Origin of the sequence: Pseudomonas sp. YuFO20 (assembly GCF_035064975.1) — a bacterium.
Classification (GTDB): Bacteria; Pseudomonadota; Gammaproteobacteria; order Pseudomonadales; family Pseudomonadaceae; genus Aquipseudomonas; species Aquipseudomonas putida_AE.
The window spans coordinates 34,987-56,309 of sequence record NZ_JAXDEO010000035.1 but is presented as its reverse complement, the minus strand read 5'-3'; the positions used below and the strand labels follow the sequence as shown (position 1 = coordinate 56,309).

General features: G+C 59.7%; 20 protein-coding genes and 3 pseudogenes. 11 read left to right on the top strand and 12 right to left on the bottom strand.

What is annotated here, in order from left to right; translation table 11 throughout:
- Positions 1-2: 2 nt before the first annotated feature.
- Positions 3-1,517, bottom strand: a complete 1,515-nt coding sequence (gene pdxR, locus SOP85_RS19910) for a MocR-like pyridoxine biosynthesis transcription factor PdxR (protein WP_323627993.1) — start codon at positions 1,515-1,517, stop codon at positions 3-5.
- 90 nt (positions 1,518-1,607) lie between these two features.
- Between pdxR and SOP85_RS19905 the strand changes: the two genes are divergently transcribed.
- The 4 genes from SOP85_RS19905 (at position 1,608) to SOP85_RS19890 (ending at position 3,922) form a co-directional block, all read left to right on the top strand.
- Positions 1,608-2,231, top strand: a complete 624-nt coding sequence (locus SOP85_RS19905; protein ID WP_323627991.1) for an FMN-binding negative transcriptional regulator — start codon at positions 1,608-1,610, stop codon at positions 2,229-2,231.
- 9 nt (positions 2,232-2,240) lie between these two features.
- Positions 2,241-2,687 carry a GNAT family N-acetyltransferase gene (locus tag SOP85_RS19900; protein WP_323627990.1) on the top strand — a complete coding sequence of 149 codons (447 nt, stop codon included), beginning with the start codon at positions 2,241-2,243 and terminating at the stop codon, positions 2,685-2,687.
- Between the two features lie 17 nt (positions 2,688-2,704).
- Positions 2,705-3,385, top strand: a complete 681-nt coding sequence (locus SOP85_RS19895; RefSeq protein WP_323627989.1) for a GNAT family N-acetyltransferase — start codon at positions 2,705-2,707, stop codon at positions 3,383-3,385.
- A 135-nt stretch (positions 3,386-3,520) separates the two neighbouring features.
- Complete coding sequence (locus SOP85_RS19890) at positions 3,521-3,922, top strand: hypothetical protein (RefSeq protein ID WP_323627988.1); 402 nt, start codon at positions 3,521-3,523, stop codon at positions 3,920-3,922.
- A gap of 12 nt (positions 3,923-3,934) precedes the next feature.
- Here SOP85_RS19890 and SOP85_RS19885 read toward each other — a convergent pair whose 3' ends face one another.
- The 6 genes from SOP85_RS19885 to SOP85_RS19860 all read right to left on the bottom strand — a co-directional run bounded on the left by SOP85_RS19885 (position 3,935) and on the right by SOP85_RS19860 (position 11,176).
- Complete coding sequence (locus tag SOP85_RS19885) at positions 3,935-4,933, bottom strand: 3-hydroxybutyryl-CoA dehydrogenase (RefSeq protein WP_323627987.1); 999 nt, start codon at positions 4,931-4,933, stop codon at positions 3,935-3,937.
- A complete protein-coding gene (locus SOP85_RS19880) occupies positions 4,930-6,039 on the bottom strand; it encodes an NAD/NADP-dependent octopine/nopaline dehydrogenase family protein (RefSeq protein WP_323627986.1) in 1,110 nt (369 codons plus the stop codon). Before SOP85_RS19880 ends, SOP85_RS19885 begins: the two co-directional genes overlap by 4 nt.
- 95 nt (positions 6,040-6,134) lie before the next feature.
- On the bottom strand, positions 6,135-7,109 hold the full coding sequence (locus SOP85_RS19875) for an AraC family transcriptional regulator (protein ID WP_323627985.1): 975 nt from the start codon (positions 7,107-7,109) through the stop codon (positions 6,135-6,137).
- Positions 7,110-7,187: 78 nt separating this feature from the next.
- Positions 7,188-8,549 (bottom strand): spinster family MFS transporter, encoded by a 1,362-nt coding sequence (locus tag SOP85_RS19870; protein WP_323607552.1) that lies wholly within the window; start codon positions 8,547-8,549, stop codon positions 7,188-7,190.
- Between the two features lie 148 nt (positions 8,550-8,697).
- The gene (locus SOP85_RS19865; RefSeq protein WP_323627984.1) at positions 8,698-9,942 is read right to left on the bottom strand and encodes an OprD family outer membrane porin; all 1,245 of its coding nucleotides are present in this window, start codon (positions 9,940-9,942) and stop codon (positions 8,698-8,700) included.
- Between the two features lie 307 nt (positions 9,943-10,249).
- A complete protein-coding gene (locus tag SOP85_RS19860) occupies positions 10,250-11,176 on the bottom strand; it encodes a LysR family transcriptional regulator (RefSeq protein WP_323627983.1) in 927 nt (308 codons plus the stop codon).
- Between the two features lie 119 nt (positions 11,177-11,295).
- On the opposite strand from SOP85_RS19860, the gene SOP85_RS19855 reads away from it, so the two are divergent.
- Together SOP85_RS19855 and SOP85_RS19850 are read left to right on the top strand one after the other, a co-directional pair.
- On the top strand, positions 11,296-11,775 hold the full coding sequence (locus SOP85_RS19855; RefSeq protein WP_274076460.1) for a (R)-mandelonitrile lyase: 480 nt from the start codon (positions 11,296-11,298) through the stop codon (positions 11,773-11,775).
- Positions 11,776-11,796: 21 nt separating this feature from the next.
- Positions 11,797-12,006 (top strand): annotated as a pseudogene (locus SOP85_RS19850) (SDR family NAD(P)-dependent oxidoreductase); the annotation flags it as partial.
- Positions 12,007-12,142: 136 nt separating this feature from the next.
- Here the strand turns inward: SOP85_RS19850 and SOP85_RS19845 are convergent.
- From SOP85_RS19845 to SOP85_RS19830, 4 genes and pseudogenes are all read right to left on the bottom strand, one after another.
- The gene (locus tag SOP85_RS19845) at positions 12,143-13,594 is read right to left on the bottom strand and encodes a DUF1254 domain-containing protein (protein ID WP_323628006.1); all 1,452 of its coding nucleotides are present in this window, start codon (positions 13,592-13,594) and stop codon (positions 12,143-12,145) included.
- Positions 13,595-14,203: 609 nt separating this feature from the next.
- Positions 14,204-14,395 (bottom strand): annotated as a pseudogene (locus SOP85_RS31430) (IS5/IS1182 family transposase); the annotation flags it as partial.
- Positions 14,396-14,625: 230 nt separating this feature from the next.
- Positions 14,626-15,036: a fosfomycin resistance glutathione transferase gene (gene fos / locus SOP85_RS19835; RefSeq protein WP_077182601.1), complete on the bottom strand. Its 411-nt coding sequence runs from the start codon at positions 15,034-15,036 to the stop codon at positions 14,626-14,628.
- Positions 15,037-15,130: 94 nt separating this feature from the next.
- A complete protein-coding gene (locus SOP85_RS19830; protein WP_323627980.1) occupies positions 15,131-16,087 on the bottom strand; it encodes a GlxA family transcriptional regulator in 957 nt (318 codons plus the stop codon).
- A gap of 115 nt (positions 16,088-16,202) precedes the next feature.
- Here SOP85_RS19830 and SOP85_RS19825 point away from each other — a divergent pair, with 115 nt between their 5' ends.
- Both SOP85_RS19825 and SOP85_RS19820 read left to right on the top strand, forming a co-directional pair.
- Positions 16,203-17,204, top strand: a complete 1,002-nt coding sequence (locus SOP85_RS19825) for an SLAC1 anion channel family protein (RefSeq protein WP_323627979.1) — start codon at positions 16,203-16,205, stop codon at positions 17,202-17,204.
- 64 nt (positions 17,205-17,268) lie between these two features.
- Positions 17,269-17,595 (top strand): DMT family transporter, encoded by a 327-nt coding sequence (locus SOP85_RS19820; protein WP_323627978.1) that lies wholly within the window; start codon positions 17,269-17,271, stop codon positions 17,593-17,595.
- A 345-nt stretch (positions 17,596-17,940) separates the two neighbouring features.
- Here the strand turns inward: SOP85_RS19820 and SOP85_RS19815 are convergent, their stop codons facing one another.
- A complete protein-coding gene (locus SOP85_RS19815; RefSeq protein ID WP_274076457.1) occupies positions 17,941-19,107 on the bottom strand; it encodes an MFS transporter in 1,167 nt (388 codons plus the stop codon).
- Between the two features lie 94 nt (positions 19,108-19,201).
- Here SOP85_RS19815 and SOP85_RS19810 point away from each other — a divergent pair, with 94 nt between their 5' ends.
- The 3 genes and pseudogenes from SOP85_RS19810 to SOP85_RS19800 form a co-directional block, all read left to right on the top strand.
- Positions 19,202-20,095, top strand: coding sequence for a LysR family transcriptional regulator (locus tag SOP85_RS19810; RefSeq protein ID WP_274076456.1), 894 nt, complete (start codon positions 19,202-19,204; stop codon positions 20,093-20,095).
- A gap of 276 nt (positions 20,096-20,371) precedes the next feature.
- A complete protein-coding gene (locus SOP85_RS19805; RefSeq protein WP_323627975.1) occupies positions 20,372-20,827 on the top strand; it encodes a GNAT family N-acetyltransferase in 456 nt (151 codons plus the stop codon).
- A 119-nt stretch (positions 20,828-20,946) separates the two neighbouring features.
- Positions 20,947-21,171 (top strand): annotated as a pseudogene (locus SOP85_RS19800) (FAD-dependent oxidoreductase); the annotation flags it as partial.
- Positions 21,172-21,323 lie beyond the last annotated feature (152 nt).

Genomic DNA, 21,323 nt, shown 5'->3' with positions numbered 1-21,323 from the left:
CGCTAACGACGCCAAGCTTCTTCCAGACGCCCGAGCGCCGCGCTGATCGCCGCCTCGGGCACCGCCGCAAAACCGAGGACCAGCCCCGCACGCTGGTCTCCCGGTTCCCGGGAGTCCGGCAACCAGTAGCTGCTCAGCCCGTTGATTTCGACGTCGACCCTGGCCGCTTTCTCGATCAGTTCACGCTCACGGGCCAGGGAGTCGACCGCGACAGTCAGGTGCAGCCCTGCCGCGACGTTCGGCAGGCTGCCGACACCGGCGATGTCCCGGGGCCAACCCGTCAACAAGGTGTTACGGCGGCTCAATGCGGCGCGGCGCATGCGCCGGATGTGTCGCTGAAAGTGCCCGGCGGCCATGAATTCGGCCATCACCGCCTGGGTGCTGACCTCGGAATGACGCACGTCCACCGCTCGACGTTGCGAGAACGCGTCCACCAGCGCCGGCGGCAACACCAGATAACCCAGGCGCAGCGCCGGAAAGGCGACCTTGCCGAACGTGCCGACGTACAGCACCCGTCCCTGCCGATCGAGTGCTGCCAGCGGCGCCAGGGGTGCGCCGCTGTAGCGGTATTCGCCATCGTAGTCGTCCTCGACGATCCAGCCGTTGGCGCGCTCGGCCCAGGCCAGCAACTCCAGGCGCCGGGCCAGGCTCATCACCACCCCCGTGGGGTACTGATGCGATGGCGTCACATAGGCCAGGCGACAATCGCCCAACCCCGCCAATGCCTGGCAATCGATGCCCTCGCTGTCCACCGCCACGCCGTGCAAGCGCGCGCCGGCCACCGCGAACGCATGACCCGCCGCGCGATAACCCGGGTTTTCAATCGCCACCCCGTCCCCCGGTTCCACCAGCAACTGCGCACAGAGGCTGATCCCCTGCTGCGCGCCACTGGTGATGACGATTTGTTCGGCGCTGCACTGCATGCCTCGGGAACTGCGCAAATACGCCGCGATCATCCCGCGCAACCGCGCGTCCCCTTCAGGAGCGCCGTAACACAGCTGCTGCAGATCCGGTTTGCGCCAGAACGCTGCGTTCAGTTTGGCCCACACCTCGAACGGAAACAGATCGAACGCCGGCACACCGACCCGAAAAGCCCGGGGCGGACCACTGGGTGGCGTGGGCAAATGGTTGTTTTCGACACGCTGCAAGGCGCCGTTGTGGATGACCTTGTCAGGTACAACCACCGGTAGATCCAGCCATTGCGTCGGCGCTTTTTTCGAGGACTTCCTGACCGGCAACGACGCCTGGGGCAATTGCGCGACATAAGTCCCGTCCCCCACCCGCCCCTCGATAAACCCTTCGGCGTAAAGCTGATCGTAGGCGCGCACCACGCTGTTACGCGAGATCGCCAATGCCGCCGCCAGGTCCCGACTGGCGGGCAAGCGCGTACCACTGGCCAGTCGTCCGTCCAGCACCCTCGCCCGCAACGCCTGATAAAGCTGGCGACTCAGCCCCTGACGACGGTCGAGCTCGATGCCGGCGGGGTTGAAGGACAAGGACAGCGGCGTATTCGTCATGACAATGGACCCATGAAATTCGACGTTAATGGCTCTTACAACAGACCAATAGCCTGCCTAGGATGCAGACATTCGCCAAGGAATAATTCCATGTATACGCCCAGTGGTTTCGCCTTCAATGATTTGTCCGAGCTGCAGCAACAGATCCTCGGTACCCGACTCGCCCTGTTGGTCACCCATGGCGAACAGGGTCTGCAAGCCAGTCACCTGCCCTTGCTGCTGAACACCGACGAGGGGCCCAATGGCACCCTGTACGGCCATTTCGCCAAGGCCAATCCGCAGTGGAAGGAACTGCAGAACGGTGCCGAAGCAATGGTCATTTTCGCCGGTGCCGATGCCTATGTGAGCCCCGGTTTCTACCCGAGCAAGGCCGAGCACGGCAAAGTCGTGCCGACCTGGAATTACGTCGCCGTGCATGCCTATGGCAGCGCCGAAGTCTTCACCGACGCCGATCGCCTGCGCTCGCTGGTCAGTGCCTTGACCGATCGCCATGAAGCCGGTCGCGCCCAGCCGTGGAAAGTCGCCGACGCGCCCGCCGACTACATCGATGGCATGCTCAGGGCCATCGTCGGGTTTGCCTTGCCGATCCAGCGCCTGGAAGGCAAACGCAAGCTCAGCCAGAACCGCAGCACCGCAGACATCGCCGGCGTGCGCGAGGGGCTGGCCGCCAGCCCCGATGCCCACGACCAGGCCCTCGCCCACTTGATGCGTTAAGGAATCAGCATGAGTCAACTCGAAATCCGCCAGGTCTACGCCGAGGACCACGCCGCCTGGCTGCCGTTGTGGCAGGCTTACCTGCGCTTCTACAACACCGAATTGCCGGACGCCGTCAGCCAAAGCACCTGGCAGCGCATGCTCGACCCGAACGAGCCGACCCACGCCGCCCTCGCCTGGGCTGACGGCAAACCAGTGGGCATGGTGCATTTCATTTACCATCGTTCAAACTGGAGCATCGAAAACTCGTGCTACCTGCAGGACCTGCTGGTGGTGCCGGAAACCCGAGGCACTGGCGTTGGCCGCCAGTTGATCGAGTTCGTCTACGCCACGGCCAAGGCCGACGGTTGCAACAAGGTGCACTGGCTGACCCACGAAACCAACGCCACCGCGATCCAGCTCTACGAGCGCATCGCCGAGCGTCCGGGTTTGATCCAGTTTCGCAAAGCCATTTAAGGTTCAAGGAGAACAGCATGTCGATTTCACTCGCCGACTGGAAAGGCGTCCCGGCCCCGACCGTCCAACTGATCGAAGGGCGCTTCATCCGCCTGGAGAGACTCGACCCGACGCGCCACGGCGACGACTTGTTCAACGCCCTGCAAGGCCCCGGTGCCGACCCGAAACTGTGGGACTACCTGCCTTACGGGCCCTTCCCGGAGCGCGGCGCCTTCAACGACTGGCTGAACAATCATGCCGCCAGCAGCGATCCCTATTTCTTCAGCGTGATCGACCGCGCCAGCGGCGAGGTGCAAGGCCTCCTCAGCCTGATGTCGATCGTCCCGGCCCAGGGCCGCATCGAAATCGGCCACGTGACCTTTGGCGCGCCGATGCAACGCTCACCGAAAAGCACCGAGGCGGTCTACCTGCTGGCCAAGGAGTCGTTCGCCCTCGGCTACCGGCGCCTGGAGTGGAAATGCAACAACGGCAACGCCCGCTCCAAATACGCCGCCGAGCGGCTGGGCTTCAGTTTCGAAGGGGTCTTCCGCCAGCACATGGTGGTCAAGGGACAGAACCGCGACACCGCCTGGTATTCGATCATCGATTCGGAGTGGCCGGCGATTGGCGCGGGGTTCGAGCGCTGGTTGAGTGATGAAAACCAGGCGGCTTCGGGGCAGGTAAAGGGGCTGGTGGAGTGTCGGGGCACAGCTATTTAAACAACGGCTCCCTAGAACTTTTCTCTGTTTGCCGGTCTATTTGGATAGGCACATCCGCTCGGCAAGTGCGAACCCGCAGCTTGCCGCAGCCGGATGGCCACACGACCAATTGTCAATCAGAGGTTGCCTTCGCGCATGAAATTCCATGACCCTCGGATGGTGCTCTTCGGCCTGTTCGCGTTCGCGGCAATGGGCTCGGCATCAGCCACACAGATAAAGCCCGCAACCCCTGTTTTCCCCACTGAAGCCACAGCCATCCAGGCGCCTGCCAAGGCCGCCGAGAACCCTTGGCCGACCTTGGCCAGCATGGCCGACAAGCAGCCTGGGCCATTGCTGGCCCATGACGACCGGAACTGGCACGATCATCGAGACGATTGGCGCCGGGACCAATGGCGTAGAGACCAGTGGCGCCGGGACCAGTGGCGTCGAGAGCAAGCCCGCCGGGAAGCGGAACGCCATCGTGATTGGGAGCGCCACCACCGGGATCGTGTCATGGGCCACCGCTACGACGACGATCGCCGCTACTATCGTCGCTAAATCAATCCGCCTTCAGGCCTGCCTCAAGGCGCCCTCGAACGCAGGCGTCAATCCCGACAACTCCAGCTTGCGCACGAAGGCGCCGAGACGCTCTTGCCTGTAGGCGTCCACGTCCAGGTCACGGTAATCGTAGAAACCCTGGCCATCGCGCAAGCCATTGCGGCCGTTTTGCATGTTGTCGGTTATCACCTGAGGCGACTCGAAACGCGGTGACAGTGCGCCGCTCAAGTAACGCGAGGCGTAGTAGAGAATGTCGCCGCCGCCCCAGTCGATGAACTCCAGCAGGCCCAGCACCGAGAAGCGCAAACCGAAGCCGACGCGCACTGCGGTGTCGATATCTTCGGCGCTGGCCACGCCCTCTTCCACCATCCGTGCCGCTTCGTTCATCGCCAGTGCCTGGATGCGCGGCACGATATAACCCGCCACCGGATTGCACACCACGGGCACCTTGCCGATGCGCTTGAGCAGTTGCAGCAGCCGCTCGACCACCTGCGGGCAGGTCGCCTCGCTCCGACTGACTTCCACCAGCGGCATCAGGTGCGCGGGATTGAGCCAGTGCGCGTTGACGAAGCGCTGCGGCCCGCTGACCATTTCGCTCAACTCGGTGACCAGGAAGGTCGAGGTGGTCGAGGCAATGATGGCCGACGCCGGGACATGCTCGCTGACCCAGGCGAAGGTCTGCTGCTTGACCTCGATGACTTCCGGCACGGCTTCGAACACCAGGTCGCACCCGCGCAATGCCTCGGCGGCCCGGGATCGGGTTTGCAGGGTCAACCGCGACAGCGCGATGTCCGCCTGTTCCGGCTGGAGCATGCCAAGGCGAACCAGCATCTGCAGTTCGCTGCGGACGTTGTTGCGCACGCGCTCGAAGTAGCCGTGGCGCTCATTCTCGGCGCGATCCTTGATGTCGATGAGGGTGACCGGCAGGCCCGCATGGATGAAGGCCAGGGCAATGCCCTCGCCCATCCGGCCGGCGCCGACCACGCTGACGTGCGGCAGCGCGGCGTTCATCGGTTGCAGCCCTCGGTCAGCAGTTCGCTCATCTGTGCTCGACTCAACCCGGCCAGGCCGAGGTTCTCCAGAGTGCGGCCCTCGGCGTAGAGATCGCGCCCGGCGACGACCGAGGCAATGCTCAACAGGCCTTGGGCAATCGGGGTTGGCACACCGGCCCAACGGCCGACGGACACCAGGAAGGACAGGCCCAGGCGGGTGTCTTCGAGCATGTAGCGATGTGTTTGCAGGTCGATGTCTTCGCGCCAGTCGCCGCTGTCGGTCAGCTTGCCATGGGCGCCGCGACCGTACATCCACGCATCGCCTTCGCTGCGGTTGTAGTGATCGGCCAGGGGAAAATGCGGTGCGCCGTAGGTCAGTGCTTCGCGCACGGCCATGCGCTCGGCATCGAGCTGGTTGGTCACGCGGCGAATCGACGGTTGGGTGCCTTCGTTGTGGATGTCCCAGGCCTCGAAATGCTCCAGGGGACCGGCATTCATCATGATCAGCGGCGGGTGGATGATGGGACCTGCGTTCATCAGCGCACCGCTCAGGGCGTCTTCGATCGGTTCGACGCTCGGGTAGGCCTCGCGCAGCACGGCGAAGGCGTGTTCGGACAGGTTGCCGGGGAATACGCCCGTCGGCAGGCGGGTGGCGTAGCAACTGATCACCAGGTCGCTGGCGCCATGCTTGCGCACCAGGTACGGCAGCGTGCCGGTCTCGGCGAAAGCGACTTTGCTGCGGTTGCCCGCATCGGCCAGGGCCTTGGCGAACACGTAGCTGCCGAAAGTGCCCGGTGGCAGGAACACCACCTGACCGTCGCGCAGGTGCGGCGCCACCTGTTTGGCCAGGTCTTCGTGGGACGTCGAGGGCAGCGGGATGATGATCAGTTGCGCGTCGGCCAAGGCTTCAGCCAGATCGTCGGTCAATGAGAGCTTGTCGCCCGGTTTACCGACCGAGAGCTGACGAGTGCCCCGGTAGTCCTTGATGGTCAGGCTGCCGATCGCCAGCAGCTCCTTGAGCGCCGCCGAGTCGCGACGCCACAGGCGGGTCTGATGCCCTTTCTCAGCCATTTCGACAGCGGCGGCGTAACAGCCGTGTCCACCACCCAGCACGGTAATATTCATCGAGTCACTCCTCTGGTAAGAGACTCGATGCTAGCGAGCGGTGCCGCCCCAGGCTTATCCGAATGCGCAGCCGACTCACGGATTGCGCAGAAGTCTCAATGCTTCTGTCGTCGCAGGGTGTCCGACGGCAGGCAGCCATAACGTTGCCGATAGGCACTGGAAAAATGCCCGAAGCTGTTGATGCCGTGGCGCAAGAGGATATCGGTGACGGTCTCAAAGGCGTTGCCCCGCTGCAGCGACTCGTGGACCAGCGCCAGGCGACGGTCACGAATGTACTCCACCGGTGCCTGCTGGAGAAACTGCCTGAAGCCGTTCTGCAAGGTGCGCACCGAAACCCCACACAGCTCGCTCAGGGTGGCCATGCTGATTAGTTGGTCGATGTGTTCCTCGATGTAGTCACGGGCCTTTTTCACGTGGTGCGGCAGTGGCGCGCGGGAATCGTGCAACAGATCCGTCGAGTAGTTATGCGGCAGCTGTGTGAGCAGCAGTTGCATCAGGTAGTCGGACAGGCCGCTGGCGAGGCGCGAGCCGTCCACGCCGCTGCCGTACAGCCGGCAGATGTAGTCCAGGGTGTGATAGAGGCTGACGACGCCGGCGCCCAGGTGATCGACGCTGACATCGAAGATCACCGATTGCCGCAGGCTGCGGCCGAGAAGATGTTGCAATTGCGTCTGCAGGGCATCACGGTCGACCCGCAGGATCAGGTTGCGGCACTCGCCATCGGTGACGATGCGGCTTTGCGCGAACGGCGAGGACACGCTCAGGCAGCCCGACTGCATCGCCGCGCTGCGCCGCCCGTGGGCCACCTGGCAATGCCCCTGCAAGGTGATGCGAAACAGGTACTGATCGGCAATGTCGCCGATGGTGATCTCCACCGGCGTGCCATAGCGCAAGTCGAGCAGCGCCGAAGTGCCGAAGAACACGCCGTTGAGCCGGGTATGAATCGGCTCGTCACGCAGCACGTTGAAGCTGTGCGGGCACAGGTAGTGGCTGACCTTGTCCTGGATCTCGCGGCAGTCGGCCGAGCTGAGCAGGCTGTGCCGTTCCAGCAGGTGTACGTCATTCAACATCAGAGACTCTCCTGACCTGAAGCGGATCGACCCCGCTGCGTCTAAACGCAGCGGGGTCGTTGCACCGACATATTCATGTCATGCGTGGGTCGGGTACTCCCGGGCATAACTTTCGCGGAAACGCCGGCAACCGCGCCACAGCAAAAGCACGGTCAACGCCGATGCACCGGCGATCACCAGCGACATCGAAGAGCCCACTGCTGCTGGCGATCCGAAGTAGCGATCGGTCAACAACGCCACCAGCGTGGTGCCCAGGCCCAACCCCAGCAGATTGCTGATCAGCAGGAACACCGCCGAGACCTGTGCGCGCACCTGGTTCGGCGCGAGGATCTGCATCGCCGCCGTTGAAGCCGGCATCGGGAACGAAGCGAAGAACATCGCCGGCACCAATAGCGTCACCGACAGCCACAGTTGATCGACTTGCGGAAACAGCACGGCCGGCACCGCCATGCCCAGGGCGCCGATCACGCCGGTGCGCATCGCGGCATCCTGGTGACCTTTCTTGGCCAGGTAATCGGTGAGCCAGCCACCGAACAGCACACCGGCGGTGTTGGCCAGCAACAGCACGGTGCCGAGCATGTAGCCCGCTTCCATCGGGGTCAGGCCGAACTTGCGGATGTACAGCGCCGGGCTCCAGCTCATCATGCAGAACAGCACCATGGCGTAGAACGAAAAGCCCAGGTAATGGCAGGTGAAGGTGGCACGGTGGCGCCCGAGAAAGCGCAGGCCATCGCTCATTCCAACCTTCTTGGCCCTACCCTGCGCATCGACCTGCAGGCCCTTGCGCGCAGGGTCGCGCACGGTGAGCCAGATCAGCAGGCCGACCACGATGCCAGGCAGACCGACGATGAAGAACGCCAGTTGCCAGGCCTTCATCGCACCGAGAAAAGCCACCTCGATGGTGTTCATGTCCTTGAGCATGGCGATCACATAGCCGCCCACCAGGAAGGCCAGGCCACCACCGACGAACGAACCGATCGAGTAGATGCCGACGGCGCGTCCGAGTTTCTCCTTGGGGAACATGTCGCTGAACATCGAGTAGGCCGAGGGCGACAGCGCCGCTTCGCCGACGCCGACGCCGATGCGCGCGAGGAACATGTGCAGGAAGTTTTTGCTCAGGCCGCAGGCGGCCGTCGCCAGGCTCCAGAACACCACCCCGACGGCAATGATCTTCGGCCTGGAGAAGCGATCGGCCAGGTAGGCGATGGGCATGCCCATGAAGGCGTAGAACAAAGAAAAGGCCAGCCCGTGCAGCAGGCTGAACTGGGTGTCGCTGATCTGCAGGTCGGCCTTGATAGGCTCGATCATCAGCGCCAGGATCTGCCGATCCACGAATGAAAAGATGTAGGCGATCATGCACAGGCCGACCACGTACCACTCGTAGATATAGGTTTTCTTTTTCTGTTGTTGCAGGACCGCATTATCGACCTGGATATTCACTAGTGTTTGCTCCTTCTCGAATCCGCTCATGGGCGCAGCGCGCCGGGTGACGGTGCACGGCGCACCGACTGGATAGTTGCGGGGCAGATGCAAAGGACAATGGGTTCGAACATGGTCAGGCCTCTTATTGTTATGGGGGTAGGCACGCTTACCAGAACTTCCAGGTGTAGGTCGTGGCGACACGGAACTCGTTGTAGTCGTAGCCGTACTTCTGTTTCACATCGATGTTGCGCAGGTCCAGCCCGAGGCCTGCCAGCGCCCCGCTCTGCACCACGTAGCTGAGCCCCAGGAAACGTTCGCTTTCCTGGTTGTCGCTCAGGTTGCCGCCACGGTCCCAGTTCGTGCCCTTGATGTAGCGGGTATAGAACTTCAGCCCAGGCATTCCCATCCCGGCAAAGTCGTAGCTGTAGCGTGCGCCCCAGGATTTTTCATCCGGGCGGACAAACCCCAGGGACGACCAGTGCACCAGGTAAGGTTGCGGGATATAGCCGTTCATGGTCGGGAACACGCTGTCACCGAGCATGCGCTGGTAACTGAGGCCAAACATGTGCGCGCCCTTGAGCAGGGAGAACAAGGCACCGTAGGAACGGTTGTCGATCTCACCGTTCAAGGCATTGCCGTCTTCATTGTTATTGAAGTAGCGCAGGTCGGTCTTGAGTTTGTAGCCATTGCCCAAATCAGCCATATGCATCAGGCCGAAATAGTGCTGCTGATAAATGTCGTGCAACACGCCGTAGAAATAACTGGCTTGCAGAGTCTTGGTAATGTCGTAAGTAACTCCGCCAAAATCCAGGCCGTCACTGTCGAGATTGTCGGTGGAGCCGAATTTATAAAGTTTCTCGTGGTTGGAAGATTCCCGTGTCACGGCGGACCAGAACCGACCACCGGTCATCGTCAAGCCGTCCACTTCCTTGGACTCGACCACCGCCCCTTGGTAGATGGTATCCAGCTGCCGACTGGTGTCATCGAACGCCACCGGCAATTGCGGGCGAAGGTCACCGACTTTCAACTCGGTCTTGCTGTAGCGCATCTTGAAGGTGGCACCGGCGCGGCTGTAGTCATCGGCCGTCTGCTGCTCACTGACGCTGTAGGGCAATGAACCGTCGTTGCCCGACGAATCCAGGCGCACGGCGTATTGCGCATCCACATCGAGGCCGATGGCCAAGGCCGTGTCGGTATACCCGGAAGTAAATTGCGCATCGAAACCCTGGGACCAACTGTGGACTTCGGAAACCGGTGCATCGGTGTTGGTGTAGTTGCGATGCAAGTAGAAGTTACGCGTATCCACTTTGAAGTGACTGTCATCGATGAGATCTGCATGGGACGGCGAACAGATCATCCCCAACACGCTGGCAATACCGAGCCCACGGCAAGACTGCTTTACCTGATACATCCAACATCTCCACATCTGTATGTGCCTGGGCACTGTATTTATAGGAGCAGTGTCAAACGAAGAACGAAAACGCTTTCTTGTTGTTATGGCGCCAGGCGAGCCCGATGGAACAATCCACTACGACGGCACGCCCAAGGTCTACGCACGGTAAGCGAGTGGACGCCGCGCCGGTATCAAGACGAACAGCATCCGAAGGGGGGAAATCTCCAACGCGGCTAAAGGTTTCCCTTAGTCGATTGCGAGCGGGCGGCCATTTCCAGACGTACGGCCGCGAGGGAAATCGAGAAGACTCGGTCGTCGCACTACATCAACGGGAGATGTCGCGTATCGGCGATGAGGATGGGTTCTTGTAACGCAACGCCTCCACCAGCAACGCAAACGCGGGCGACGCCTGGCGCCTGCTCGGGTAATAGAGATGAAAACCGGCAAACCATGGCGACCAGTCTTCCAGCACTTGAATCAGGCGCCCGGCTTCGAGGTGAGGCGCGACCAGGTCATGGGGAATGTAGCTCAACCCGAATCCGTCCAGCGCCGCTGCCAACAGCTGATAAACACCGTTGTAGGTCACCTGGCCTGTCACGCGAACCTTGAGACGTTCGCCATCCTTGGCGAACTCCCAGGCATACAGGCCGCCGTTGGTGGGCAAGCGCAGGTTATTGCACAAGTGATCTGTGAGCGCCCGAGGCGTCGTGGGTAGTTCACGGTTGGCAAAGTAGCCAGGAGACCCCACCACCGACATGCGCATGTCCGGCCCGATACGCGTGGCAATCATGCCTTGCGCCACGTCCTCGCCCAGCCTGACCCCGGCATCAAAGCCCTGTGCGGCGATGTCGACGAAGCTGTAGTCGCAACAGACTTCCACCGAGATGTCCGGATACCTGGGGAGGAAGTCTTTGAGCACGGGCCGAATGATCTGGTCCAGCACATGGTCCATTGCGTTGATACGGATATTGCCTGCGGGGGTGTCGCGCAGATCACTCAGGTCAGCCAGCTCCAGTTCGATTTCCTCGAAGTGGGGCCCCACCCTGCTCATCAGACGCTCGCCGGCCTCGGTGGGCGAAACGCTGCGCGTGGTGCGCGTCAACAAACGCAGTCCAAGGCGCGCTTCCAGGCCACGAATCGTATGGCTCAGCGCTGATTGGGAGACGCCGAGCCTGGCAGCGGCCTTGGTAAAGCTTCGCTCCTTTGCCACGGCGAGGAATGCAAGCAGATCACTGGCGTTTTCCCTGAGCATTGATGAGAACCTCACATAAATATTTTCGGATTCTAGCCTCTAATCATATTAATGAGCAGCTGATAGATTTTAGATCCATTCAGGTCGTCACCGACGGCTGGTGCCTCAAGGGAACCGTCATGAAAAATCTCGCGGCCACGGCGTTGTCGCTGTCATTGCTCGCTTTCGATGTAACCGCAGAAGGGGAAAAACCCATGCTCGTCATTAACCCGAACGGCTCGCAGCCTTCCGCCAAGGGACCCGCCGATTACTTTACCGGCACTGTTCGGGTCGACGCGCCGTTCAAGGGGACACAAGAGGCGCGGGTCAGCGGCGCCACCGTGACCTTTGAACCGGGCGCTCGCACTGCCTGGCACACTCACCCGTTGGGCCAGACCTTGATCGTCACCGCGGGATCCGGACTGGTGCAGGCGTTGGGGCAACCGGTTCGTTCAATCAAACCGGGAGACACCGTGTGGATTCCACCAAACATCAAACACTGGCACGGCGCGACCGCCACCACTGCAATGACGCATATCGCCATTGCCGAAGTGCTGGACGGCAAAGTGGTCGACTGGATGGAACAGGTCAGCGACGAACAGTACGCCCAAGGGCGTTGATCGAATTCACATGAGGTCCTCATGAAAAACACCCGCAAAGTCATAGTCGTCATTGGAGCAGGTTCGATTGGCCAGGCGATTGCCCGCCGCGTAAGCACGGGTAAACATGTCCTGCTGGCCGACCTGCGCCAGGAGAACGCTGACGCAGCGGCCAAGGTGCTGCTCGACGCAGGCTTCGAAGTCAGCACGACCGTCGTCGACGTTTCTTCGCGCGAAGCGGTCGAGGCACTGTAGGCTCATCAGCCGCAGCATGATGGGACAATTGTCGAGTGGGCAAGAGACCAATAGCAGCCCTTCATGATCGGCTGCTATTGGCAAAAAAGGTAGCACTGGCCGACACCGACCTACGTGTCAGCAATGGGTCGCACTACTTCGATACCACCAGCGCCGGTGGCTGCCAGCTGCCTTCGCCAGCGGGAAGAATCGAAGGGGGGGCGGTCTTTGGCCAATAGAGGCGCATTACCAGAAAGACGGTGTCGTCAGGCGCGGGCAACCAGTTTGCCTCCTTGGCCTTGCCGGGGGAGTCTTTCTGGATGTACAGCGTCAGTGAACCATCCGTGTTTTTCTTCATCGCCGACAGCATCGGCGAATTGATCAGGTAACGGTTGAGCGGATTCTTGACCAGCAGCTGGCTCTTGCCGTCGTACATGGTCACTGACCAGAAGGCATTGACTGGCGGCAGTTTGCCGGCCGGGAAAGTCAGCGTGTACTTGCGCTTGCTGGTATCCAGCGTATGGCCGGTGCCATCGGTGCGCGTGTTGGGATACATCGCCTCGACGGCGTCGTTGCCGTAAAGGCCGCCTTTCGCAGCACCAGCACGCTTCAGCCAGTCAGCCTTGTAGAACGTTTGGTCGCCGAAGTACGCGCCTACGTTCCAGCCGTTGATTATCTTCGTCCCGCTCGCGAGGAACTTGTCGACCTTCTCGTCACCGGCCTTCATCCCGAGCAGGACCACGGCCTTGTGCTCGAGCGAGAGGTCCTTGAATTCGAAGGTGCGACCAGGTCCCACCCCAATGCTCGCCAGCTTGGCCCGGATCTCCTGGTCGTCGGCCGATGGCGGCACATACTCCATCGCGGCCGACAAGTACTCGTAGAAGTTGGCCTTGATGCCTTCCGTCGTAGCCGGCACGAAATCAATCTTCGGCGCAGTGGGCGGCGCGGGTTGATGGAGGAAGGCGGAGAGCGGCTGGACCTTATAGCCCGCTTGCACCTTCTCGACATTCGGCATGTCCTTGGCATTGTAGAGCTGAGTCCGAATGGCGCTCACGGCAAAGGGGGTGGTCGAGGTGAAGACTTTTTTGATACCGGGAGGGGGCGCGCCTTTCCAATCGGGACCGACCACCATGTAGTCGCCCGCTTCGTTGCCGGTGGCACGGCTGCCGATGTAACCGTAGTTGTAAGTGTTGCCGTCGATCATCTGCACCGAGTAGTAACGCCGCTTGTCCACTGCCGGCACCGAGATAACCATCGGCTCCGCGCGCAGGTCCAGCCAGACAAATGAGTACGGGGTGTCGCTGTTCGGAGTGATGATGGCCGTATCTTGGTAGGTGAAGACGCGAGGCTCGTTCTTGATCTGGTTGAACGGCGCCTTGTATTGCGGGCCGCCCTTGTCGACGGCATATTCGTGCATCACGGCGTAGTTCATCACCAGCGGCAAGCCGTAGATGAAACCTTCCTCGGCGATCGCCTTGGTCTGCTCGAGACTTGGTGCGGGTACGCCCTTGGACACATCGGCCTTGTTTGCCTGTGTGATCGGATCGTTCTTGCTCGCACACCCAGCAAATACCGTTGAACCCACTACGACGAGTGCCGCAGCCATCGTCCAGCCCCGGTTTGACTTCCTGTTCATTTTCACCTCGTTGGTTTAGTGCAAGCTGGCGTCGTGAGTTTTCATGCCGACGGTTAGATACCAGGCATGACACATGAAACGCTCTTGGATTTTTCTCAGCAGCGCCAAGTCGTGTTGGCGGTCAGGGCTTGAATTTAGGCGTTGTCGAACTCGCCTGATACACGATAGCCAGACAAGGTTTTTACTGATCGACTGGCATGCCCCCATCCACACGCCCAAGGAGTGTAGATCACAATAAGCCGGCATCCCCCTTGCGAGCTAAAGGCGAACAGTCAGAAAACTACTGTTGTGTGTCCGATATCATTAATGAGGGCTGCCTGCGACTGCAATGGGTCGATTGTGTTGAAAAAGTCGGATTTTCAATTCACCTGAACTCAGGTACGACCACTACCGGAGAACCGACTCACCACATTGAGTGGTTTCTCGGCCCTTCGTTGACCTTTGCTGCTCTGTTAATGGGTTAGTTTGAGGTTTTTTGCTTCGTGCAGGCGCACCTATCCCGTAGAAGGTGGCCCTTGAGATGCAAGTTTGGCAAGCCGTCGCAGGTTCTGTACCGCGGCCGCCAGCGTGAACTCATCAGGCCAGCATCGGCGCGGTACCGTAAGCGGTGTCGCCAATGAGGCGCTCTGACTTGATGTCGAACTGCGCTTCGACCCGATCGATCATCGTCTTGGTGCTCTCGACTTCTGCGGTTCGATGAGCCGGTGTGGGCTCGACATCCATGATCACGCCGTGCTTGGTATCGATCAGATAATTCGTGGATCGGGCTATAGAAATCGGCGAGGTAATGGCGCAGGTCGCTCAGATCGAGACACCGATCAATGCTGCGTAGAAGGTGATTGGCTGGAATGTGATCTTCAAGGTTGAACGAGTAAAACAGCCGCTCCTGCCCACTCGAAAACTGTCCCATCATGCTGCGTGCTTCCCTGCTGGCCAATGTAGAGATTTTGCCGCAGGCCAGATAGCAGAGCTACTTTTTCAATAAAATCAGACGAAACCGGTCAGTCAAAAAACTCCATACCTGCATACGGATGGCGCCGACATTGCTCAAGCCTTGAAGCGAGGCTGCCTACATGCACTTCCAGACGATGCCCATCGGGATCCGAAAAATAAAATGAGTTACCTTCGCTCGAATTGGATTTCCACTCAATAACGTTACGAAGCCGCAAGTAAGCGGTGACTTCTTCAAAATCATCCTGCCCCACCGAAAACGCATAGTGGGTGTAATCAGGCTGTTTTTCCGCCACACGGCTCTCATCGAGAGACAGACAAAGCCAGAGATCACCGAGGGAAAGATAAGCCCCCGTCTCCCAGCGGGCAGCCAATCTAAACCCGGGTAGCGCCACATAAAACTCAATGCTGCGAGAGAGGTTCACAACCGCCAACGTAAAATGATTCAAGCCAGTCAACATGAGCATCTATCCAGAGTCAGTCCACGAGAACCGTTGAGGATATCAACATCGACTTTTTCAACACAATCGGCCAAAAGCGGACGCTGAAGTAACATCACACCGATGAAAAACGCTTTCGATAATCACTTGGTCCCACTCCGAGACGCCGCATAAATGCCCTTCTGAACCCATCCGTATTGGCATAGCCGACTGTATCGGCCAAGCGTTTGAGTGATACGTTCGAGTCTTCGATCAGCCGTCTGGCCGCATCAATGCGCGCCAGTTCGACAAATTCCGCCGGGGTCGAGCCGGCTTCGGCCTTGAAAGTTCGGGAGAAGTTGCGCTCGCTCATACCGGCGCGGCTGGCCAGGATGGGAACGCTCAAGTCGGCCTTCAGGTGCTCCACCACATAATCCTGCACGTCTCTGATCACGCTACGTTCGGCGGTTTGCGCTGCCAGTTGCGCGCTGAACTGCGATTGCCCGCCAGGTCGCTTGAAGAACATCACCATTTCACGGGCAACGCTGAGCGCCAGTTCTCTGCCGTGGTCCTCTTCAACCAGCGCCAGCGCAAGATCCATGCCTGCCGTCACACCCGCCGAGGTGTAGACGTTGCCATCCTTGATAAAGATGCTGTCCGGATCGACGTGGATTTGTGGGTGTTCTCTGGCCAGCTTTGCGCTGGAATTCCAGTGAGTGGTGACACGGCGTCCGTCGAGCAGCCCAGCGGCGGCAAGCAAGAATGCACCACTACAGACGGAGCCGATACGACGTACGGATTTCGCCTGTCGGCGTAGCCAATCTTGCAACACAGGGTCATGCGCAATTTCGACGATGTGTGGGCTGCCGGCCACGAGCAAGGTGTCGATCTTGCCTTTGTAAGTTTCGAAGGTTTCGTCGATGCCAAGCTTCAAACCACTTGAGCCTTTGATCAACCCTCTGCAGGTACCGATGACTTCGACCCGATAAGCGCGTGGATTGCCCAGTTGCCTGGCTGCTTCGGCGAAGACGTCGGCAGGTCCGACGACGTCCAGCAGTTGCACGCGGGGGAATGCCAGGAGGGTTATGCGCATGATGTCTGTCCTCGTCGAATCATTGGCTGAATACGTCGCTTTATGACTATTTCAGCCAGCGGTTGTTTGGCTGAAAATAGCTCCAACAGCAAATTCAGTCAAACGAGAGACTGCCATGAACACTGCATATACCCCCCCCGTCGCTGCAGCTCAATCGGTACAAACCGGCACGACGTCCATCAAAAACTTGCCTATTAATCTGTTCGGCTCTGTCATGGGCTTGGCCGGCCTGGGCCTGGCATGGCGCTTGAGTGATCAGTATTACGGCGTCGGTGGCGTGTTGGGTGAAGCGATTGGCGCGCTGGGCGGCCTGGTATTCGTGCTGCTGACCTTGGGTTACCTGACCAAATGGGTGAAACATCCAGAAGCGGTAAGGGCCGAGTTCAACCATCCGATTGCCAGCAACTTTTTTGGCACCTTCACCATTGCAGTGTTGCTGCTTTCGGCAGTCGCGGCGCCCTACAATGAATTGCTCGGACAGGCTCTATGGATACTGGGAAGCGCACTGACAGTGTTGCTCGCGGGCCTCGTAGTTTCCCGCCTGTTGTCGGGTAACCAGGATTCGTTAAATGCCGTACCTGCCTGGCTGATTCCAGGTGTTGCCACCCTCGATATCGCGGTAACCGGAGCGCACATGCCTATGGCTTGGGCTGCTGAGTTCAACAAGTTTGCGCTCGCCGTGGGTGCGGTGCTGGCGCTGGTTTTCTTTACCCGGATCTTTTCGCGACTGGTGCATGAGGCAACTCTGGCCAAAGGCATGGTGCCTTCGCTGATGGTCCTGATTGCACCGTTTGAAGTCGGTTTCCTGGCGTACACCAACGTGTTCGGCGAGATCGACCGATTTGCCAGCGTGTTGTTCTACTTCGGCCTGTTCCTGTTCGTGGTGTTGAGCTTCAAAGTGTTCCGACGCGATGTGCCCTTTGCTCCTTCGTGGTGGGCAATCAGCTTTCCCATCGCTGCCCTGAGCAATGCCGCGCTGAAATATGCACATGCCCAGGACAACACCGTGCTGATGATCATCGCCGCTGTGATTCTGCTGTTCCTCACTGTGGCACTTACCGTGTTGTTGGTGAAAACCCTGATCAGCCTGTTCAGCGGCAAACTTTTGGCCAACTGACCTTTTACCTCACTTTGGCGAGCCTTTATCGGCTCGCTTTTTTTGCCCATACAGGTTTCATCGAATGACTTACAACACATCGTGGTTACTGCTGATCGTTGCCGGCTTTCTGGAGATTTTCTTTGCGGTCGGCTTGAAATCTGCAAACGGCTTTGAACGACCCTGGCTGCTGGCCGGCACGGTCGTAGTGTTGGCCGGTAGTTTGTGCTTGTTGACGATGGCGCTGCGGGTGCTGCCCGTAGGAACCGCCTATGCGGTCTGGACCGGCATCGGCGCTGCTGGCACAGCAATCGTTGGAATGTATTGGTTGGGTGATACGGTATCGTTCTGGAAACTTGTCTGGATTGGCTTGATCCTCTTGAGTGTCGCCGGACTACGCTGGGCGACCTGAACAGAGCGAATACTTAATTGAATCAATAAATAACCCTATGTTGAAGAGCATTGTGAAAGAAGGACTGTTCTCGCTCCTGACAGGAAGCAACGGCCAAAAGCATTCCTTTGGCGAACGGCATATGGGTCGATTGTGTTGAAAAAGTCGGATTTTCAATTCACCTGAACTCAGGTACGACCTCTACCGGAGAACCGACTCACCACATTGAGTGGTTTCTCGGCCCTTCGTTGACCTTTGCTGCTCTGTTAATGGGTTAGCTTGAGGTTTTTTGCTTCGTGCAGGCGCACCTATCGCGTCGAAGGAGGCCCTTGAGATGCAAGTTTGGCCAGCCGTCGCAGGTTCTGCTCACACCACCGCAGCTGCAATCGTTCTGGAACGCCAGGCAAAAGCCAACACCATCAGCAGCCCCAGACCCGCCACTGCCGCTCCGGCCAGGGAAATCGCCGGATAACCCAGACCGGCATTGATCACCGCTCCACCCAGCGCCGCACCAATCGCGTTGCCCAGGTTGAAGGCACCGATGTTCACCGCCGAGGCCAGATTGGGCGCGTCCTTGGCAGCCTCCATGACGCGCATCTGTAGCGGCGGCACCAGGGCGAAGCTGGCGATACCCCATATCAGGATGGCAACGGCGGCCGGCAGCGGCCAACGCATCAGCACGGTGAACGCCAGCAAGACGAGAATCAGCACACTCAGCGAAACGATCAGTGTGCGATCTATCGAGCGGTCGGCGGCCTTGCCGCCCCACATGTTGCCCAGCGTCAACCCCACACCGAACAGCACCAGCATGGCGGTGATGTAGGCGGTGGACGCATGGGTCTCGCTGCTGAGGATTGGCGCGATGTAGGTGAAGACGGTAAACATTGCCCCCGAGCCGACGACGGTCAGGGCCAACGCCCCCAGCACCGGGCCACGGCCCAGTACCCGAATTTCGGCCATAACGCCGACGCTTTTCGGCGCCGGCAGGTTCGGCAGGGCGAACCACAACGCGGTCATGGCCACCACGCCGAGGCCGGTGATACCCCAGAATGCGGTGCGCCAGCCGAACAGTTCGCCAAACCAGGCGGCCAGCGGCACACCGCCGATGGTTGCCAGGGTAAGGCCCATGAACATCGCCGCAACCGCCCCGGCTCGTTTCTGCGGAGCGACGACGCTGGCGGCGACGATGGAGCCAACGCCAAAGAACGCCCCATGGTTCAGTGAAGTCACCACTCTGGCGACCATGAGGCTGTAGTAATCGGTGGCCAGGGCTGACATCAGATTACCCAGGGTGAAAATCGCCATGAGTCCGATCAGCAGATAGCGCCGGGGAATCCTGCCGGTGGTCAGGGTCATCAGCGGCGCGCCGAGCAGTACGCCCAGGGCGTAAGCACTGACCAACAGACCTGCGGCGGGAATGGAAACGCCGAGATCCGCAGCGATGCCTGGCAACATGCCCATGGGGGCGAACTCGGTAACGCCGATGCCAAAAGCACCGATGGCGAGTGCGACAAGTGGTGGATTGATACGCATGGAAGGCTCCTTATCTATGCCGCCAATGCTACGATCCAACCTTTTCAGGCGGTAGATAGCATTTTCGGCAATCACCTTTGCGTAAGAGGCACAAATGGACTTCAACGGCAGGTCAGGTGAAATGGAAGTGTTCGCCACCGTGGCGCAGGAAGGCAGCCTGTCGGCCGCCGCGCGTGCATTGGGGCTGACACCCTCGGCGGTCAGCCGGATCATCGCGCGTACCGAACAACGTCTTGGCACGCGCCTGCTGTTGCGCACCACCCGAGCGATCACCTTCACCGCCGAGGGCGAGGCTTTCCTGCGCGGCGCCCGGCGTATCCTGGCCGACATGGCCGAGGTTGAAGAAGCCATCGCCGACCAGGGCGTACCAAGGGGCCGATTGCGGGTCAGCGCTGCCCTTGGCCATGGGCGACTGGCCATCGTTCCCTTGGTGGCAGCATTCAGCGCCCGCTACCCGAACATCGTCGTCGACCTCACCCTCGGCGACGAAGTGGTCGACATTCTCGGCGGCCAGGCCGACGTCGCGGTGCGCTTTGGCCATCTGCCCGACAGCCCGCTGACCGCGCGCAGGATCGGCAACACCGGCCAGGTAGTGGTGGCATCGCCCGAGTATCTGCAGCGGCACGGCATCCCCCAGGAACCGGAAGACCTGCTACGGCACAACTGCCTACGCTTCAACTTCCGGCGTGCCGAACCCAACTGGCCGTTCATCCGTGACACAAGAGAGTTTTCCCTGAAGGTCAGCGGCAACATCGAATGCAGCAGTGGTGAAGCGCTGGCACAACTCGCGCGAGTAGGTGCCGGCATTGCGCGTATCGGCGAGTTCAGCGTGAGCGAGGATCTGCAGCGCGGTGACCTGATACCGCTGCTGGAAGCCTGGAACCCCGGCGACCAGGAGCCGATTCATGCGGTGTTCGTAGGCGGCTCGGCAATGCCGGCTCGGGTGCGGTTGTTCGTGGACTTCTTGTTGGAACATCACCGGATGTAAGCGGTGGCGTCACTTGATTCTTCCGGCTGCTCGTGAAGCTGTACGTATCAAGCAAGTAGTGAACAGCCCATCGTTGGGCGCGCTATCAGTGGGTGGTCTGCCTGACTGGAACAATCGGGAGTCCATAACAAACAAAAAAAAACGGCCAAAAGCAGTCATCTGAACGAGTCAATGTCCAATCGATGCAGCGTTCGCAATACATCAGGCGCCTTTCATACTCGCCAGTAACGCCACATCTCTTTACGATCAAGGGATCACACGCAAGGAGCCACCTGAATGAGTTTCCTGATACGAAACGCAACGAATGCAGATGCACTGGCAATCAGTCGGATCATCATTGGCACCCTTCGCGAGTCCAATACCCTGGACTATTCATCCGCAATCATCGATCAAGTGGAGTCAAGTTTTTCTCCATCGGCGATCCTTGATTTGTTGACCCGGCGTCAGGTGCTAGTAGCAACAACCGACAGTCATATCGTTGCAACAGCCAGTCTTGATAAGGACGTCGTCCGAAGCGTGTTTGTCGACCCAACCTGGCAAGGGAAAGGCATCGGAAGACAGTTGATGGCGATGATTCAATCGATCGCCATAAAAGATGGCGTCAGCCTCCTGCGTGTCCCCTCTTCAATCACTGCGCAAGGTTTTTACGCTGCGCTTGGCTTCAAGAAAATCCGCGACGAATTTCACCAATCCGAGCGCACCATCATCATGGCGAAGACATTGGAGCACTAGCCCGGATCCAGTACTTTAATCAGGCCAACAGAACGGAAGCTGTCATGGAAAATAACGCAGGCAAGCGAGTGGTCGTCATCGGGGCAGGCATTGTGGGCGCGTCCCTGGCGTATCACCTGGCTGGACTCAGGCCAATGCCTGTCGATGGCATCCCCATCATCGGCTATCTGCCCGATATCGATGGAGTGTACGTTTGCGCCATGCATCCTGGCGTCACGCTGGCGGCGATCGTGGGCCGACTTGCCAGCGAGGAAATAGTCGACGACAAGGTATCCCCTGCCCTTGAATCCTGTCGTCCCGAGCGATTCAGCAAATCGCGGATAAAAGGTCATGGATTGTCATGAAGTGAAAAGGCGTTGTCGTCAAATGAAATGTTTGCCATTCCCCCCTCGATAAGCTGCTGCTCAAGATCTGCGTGGCCAGCCGTGCCTTTTACGATGCACGGCTTGCTCGCAGCCCTTTAACTGCCGGGCGCCCGTCTTCGGGGCCTTTCCGG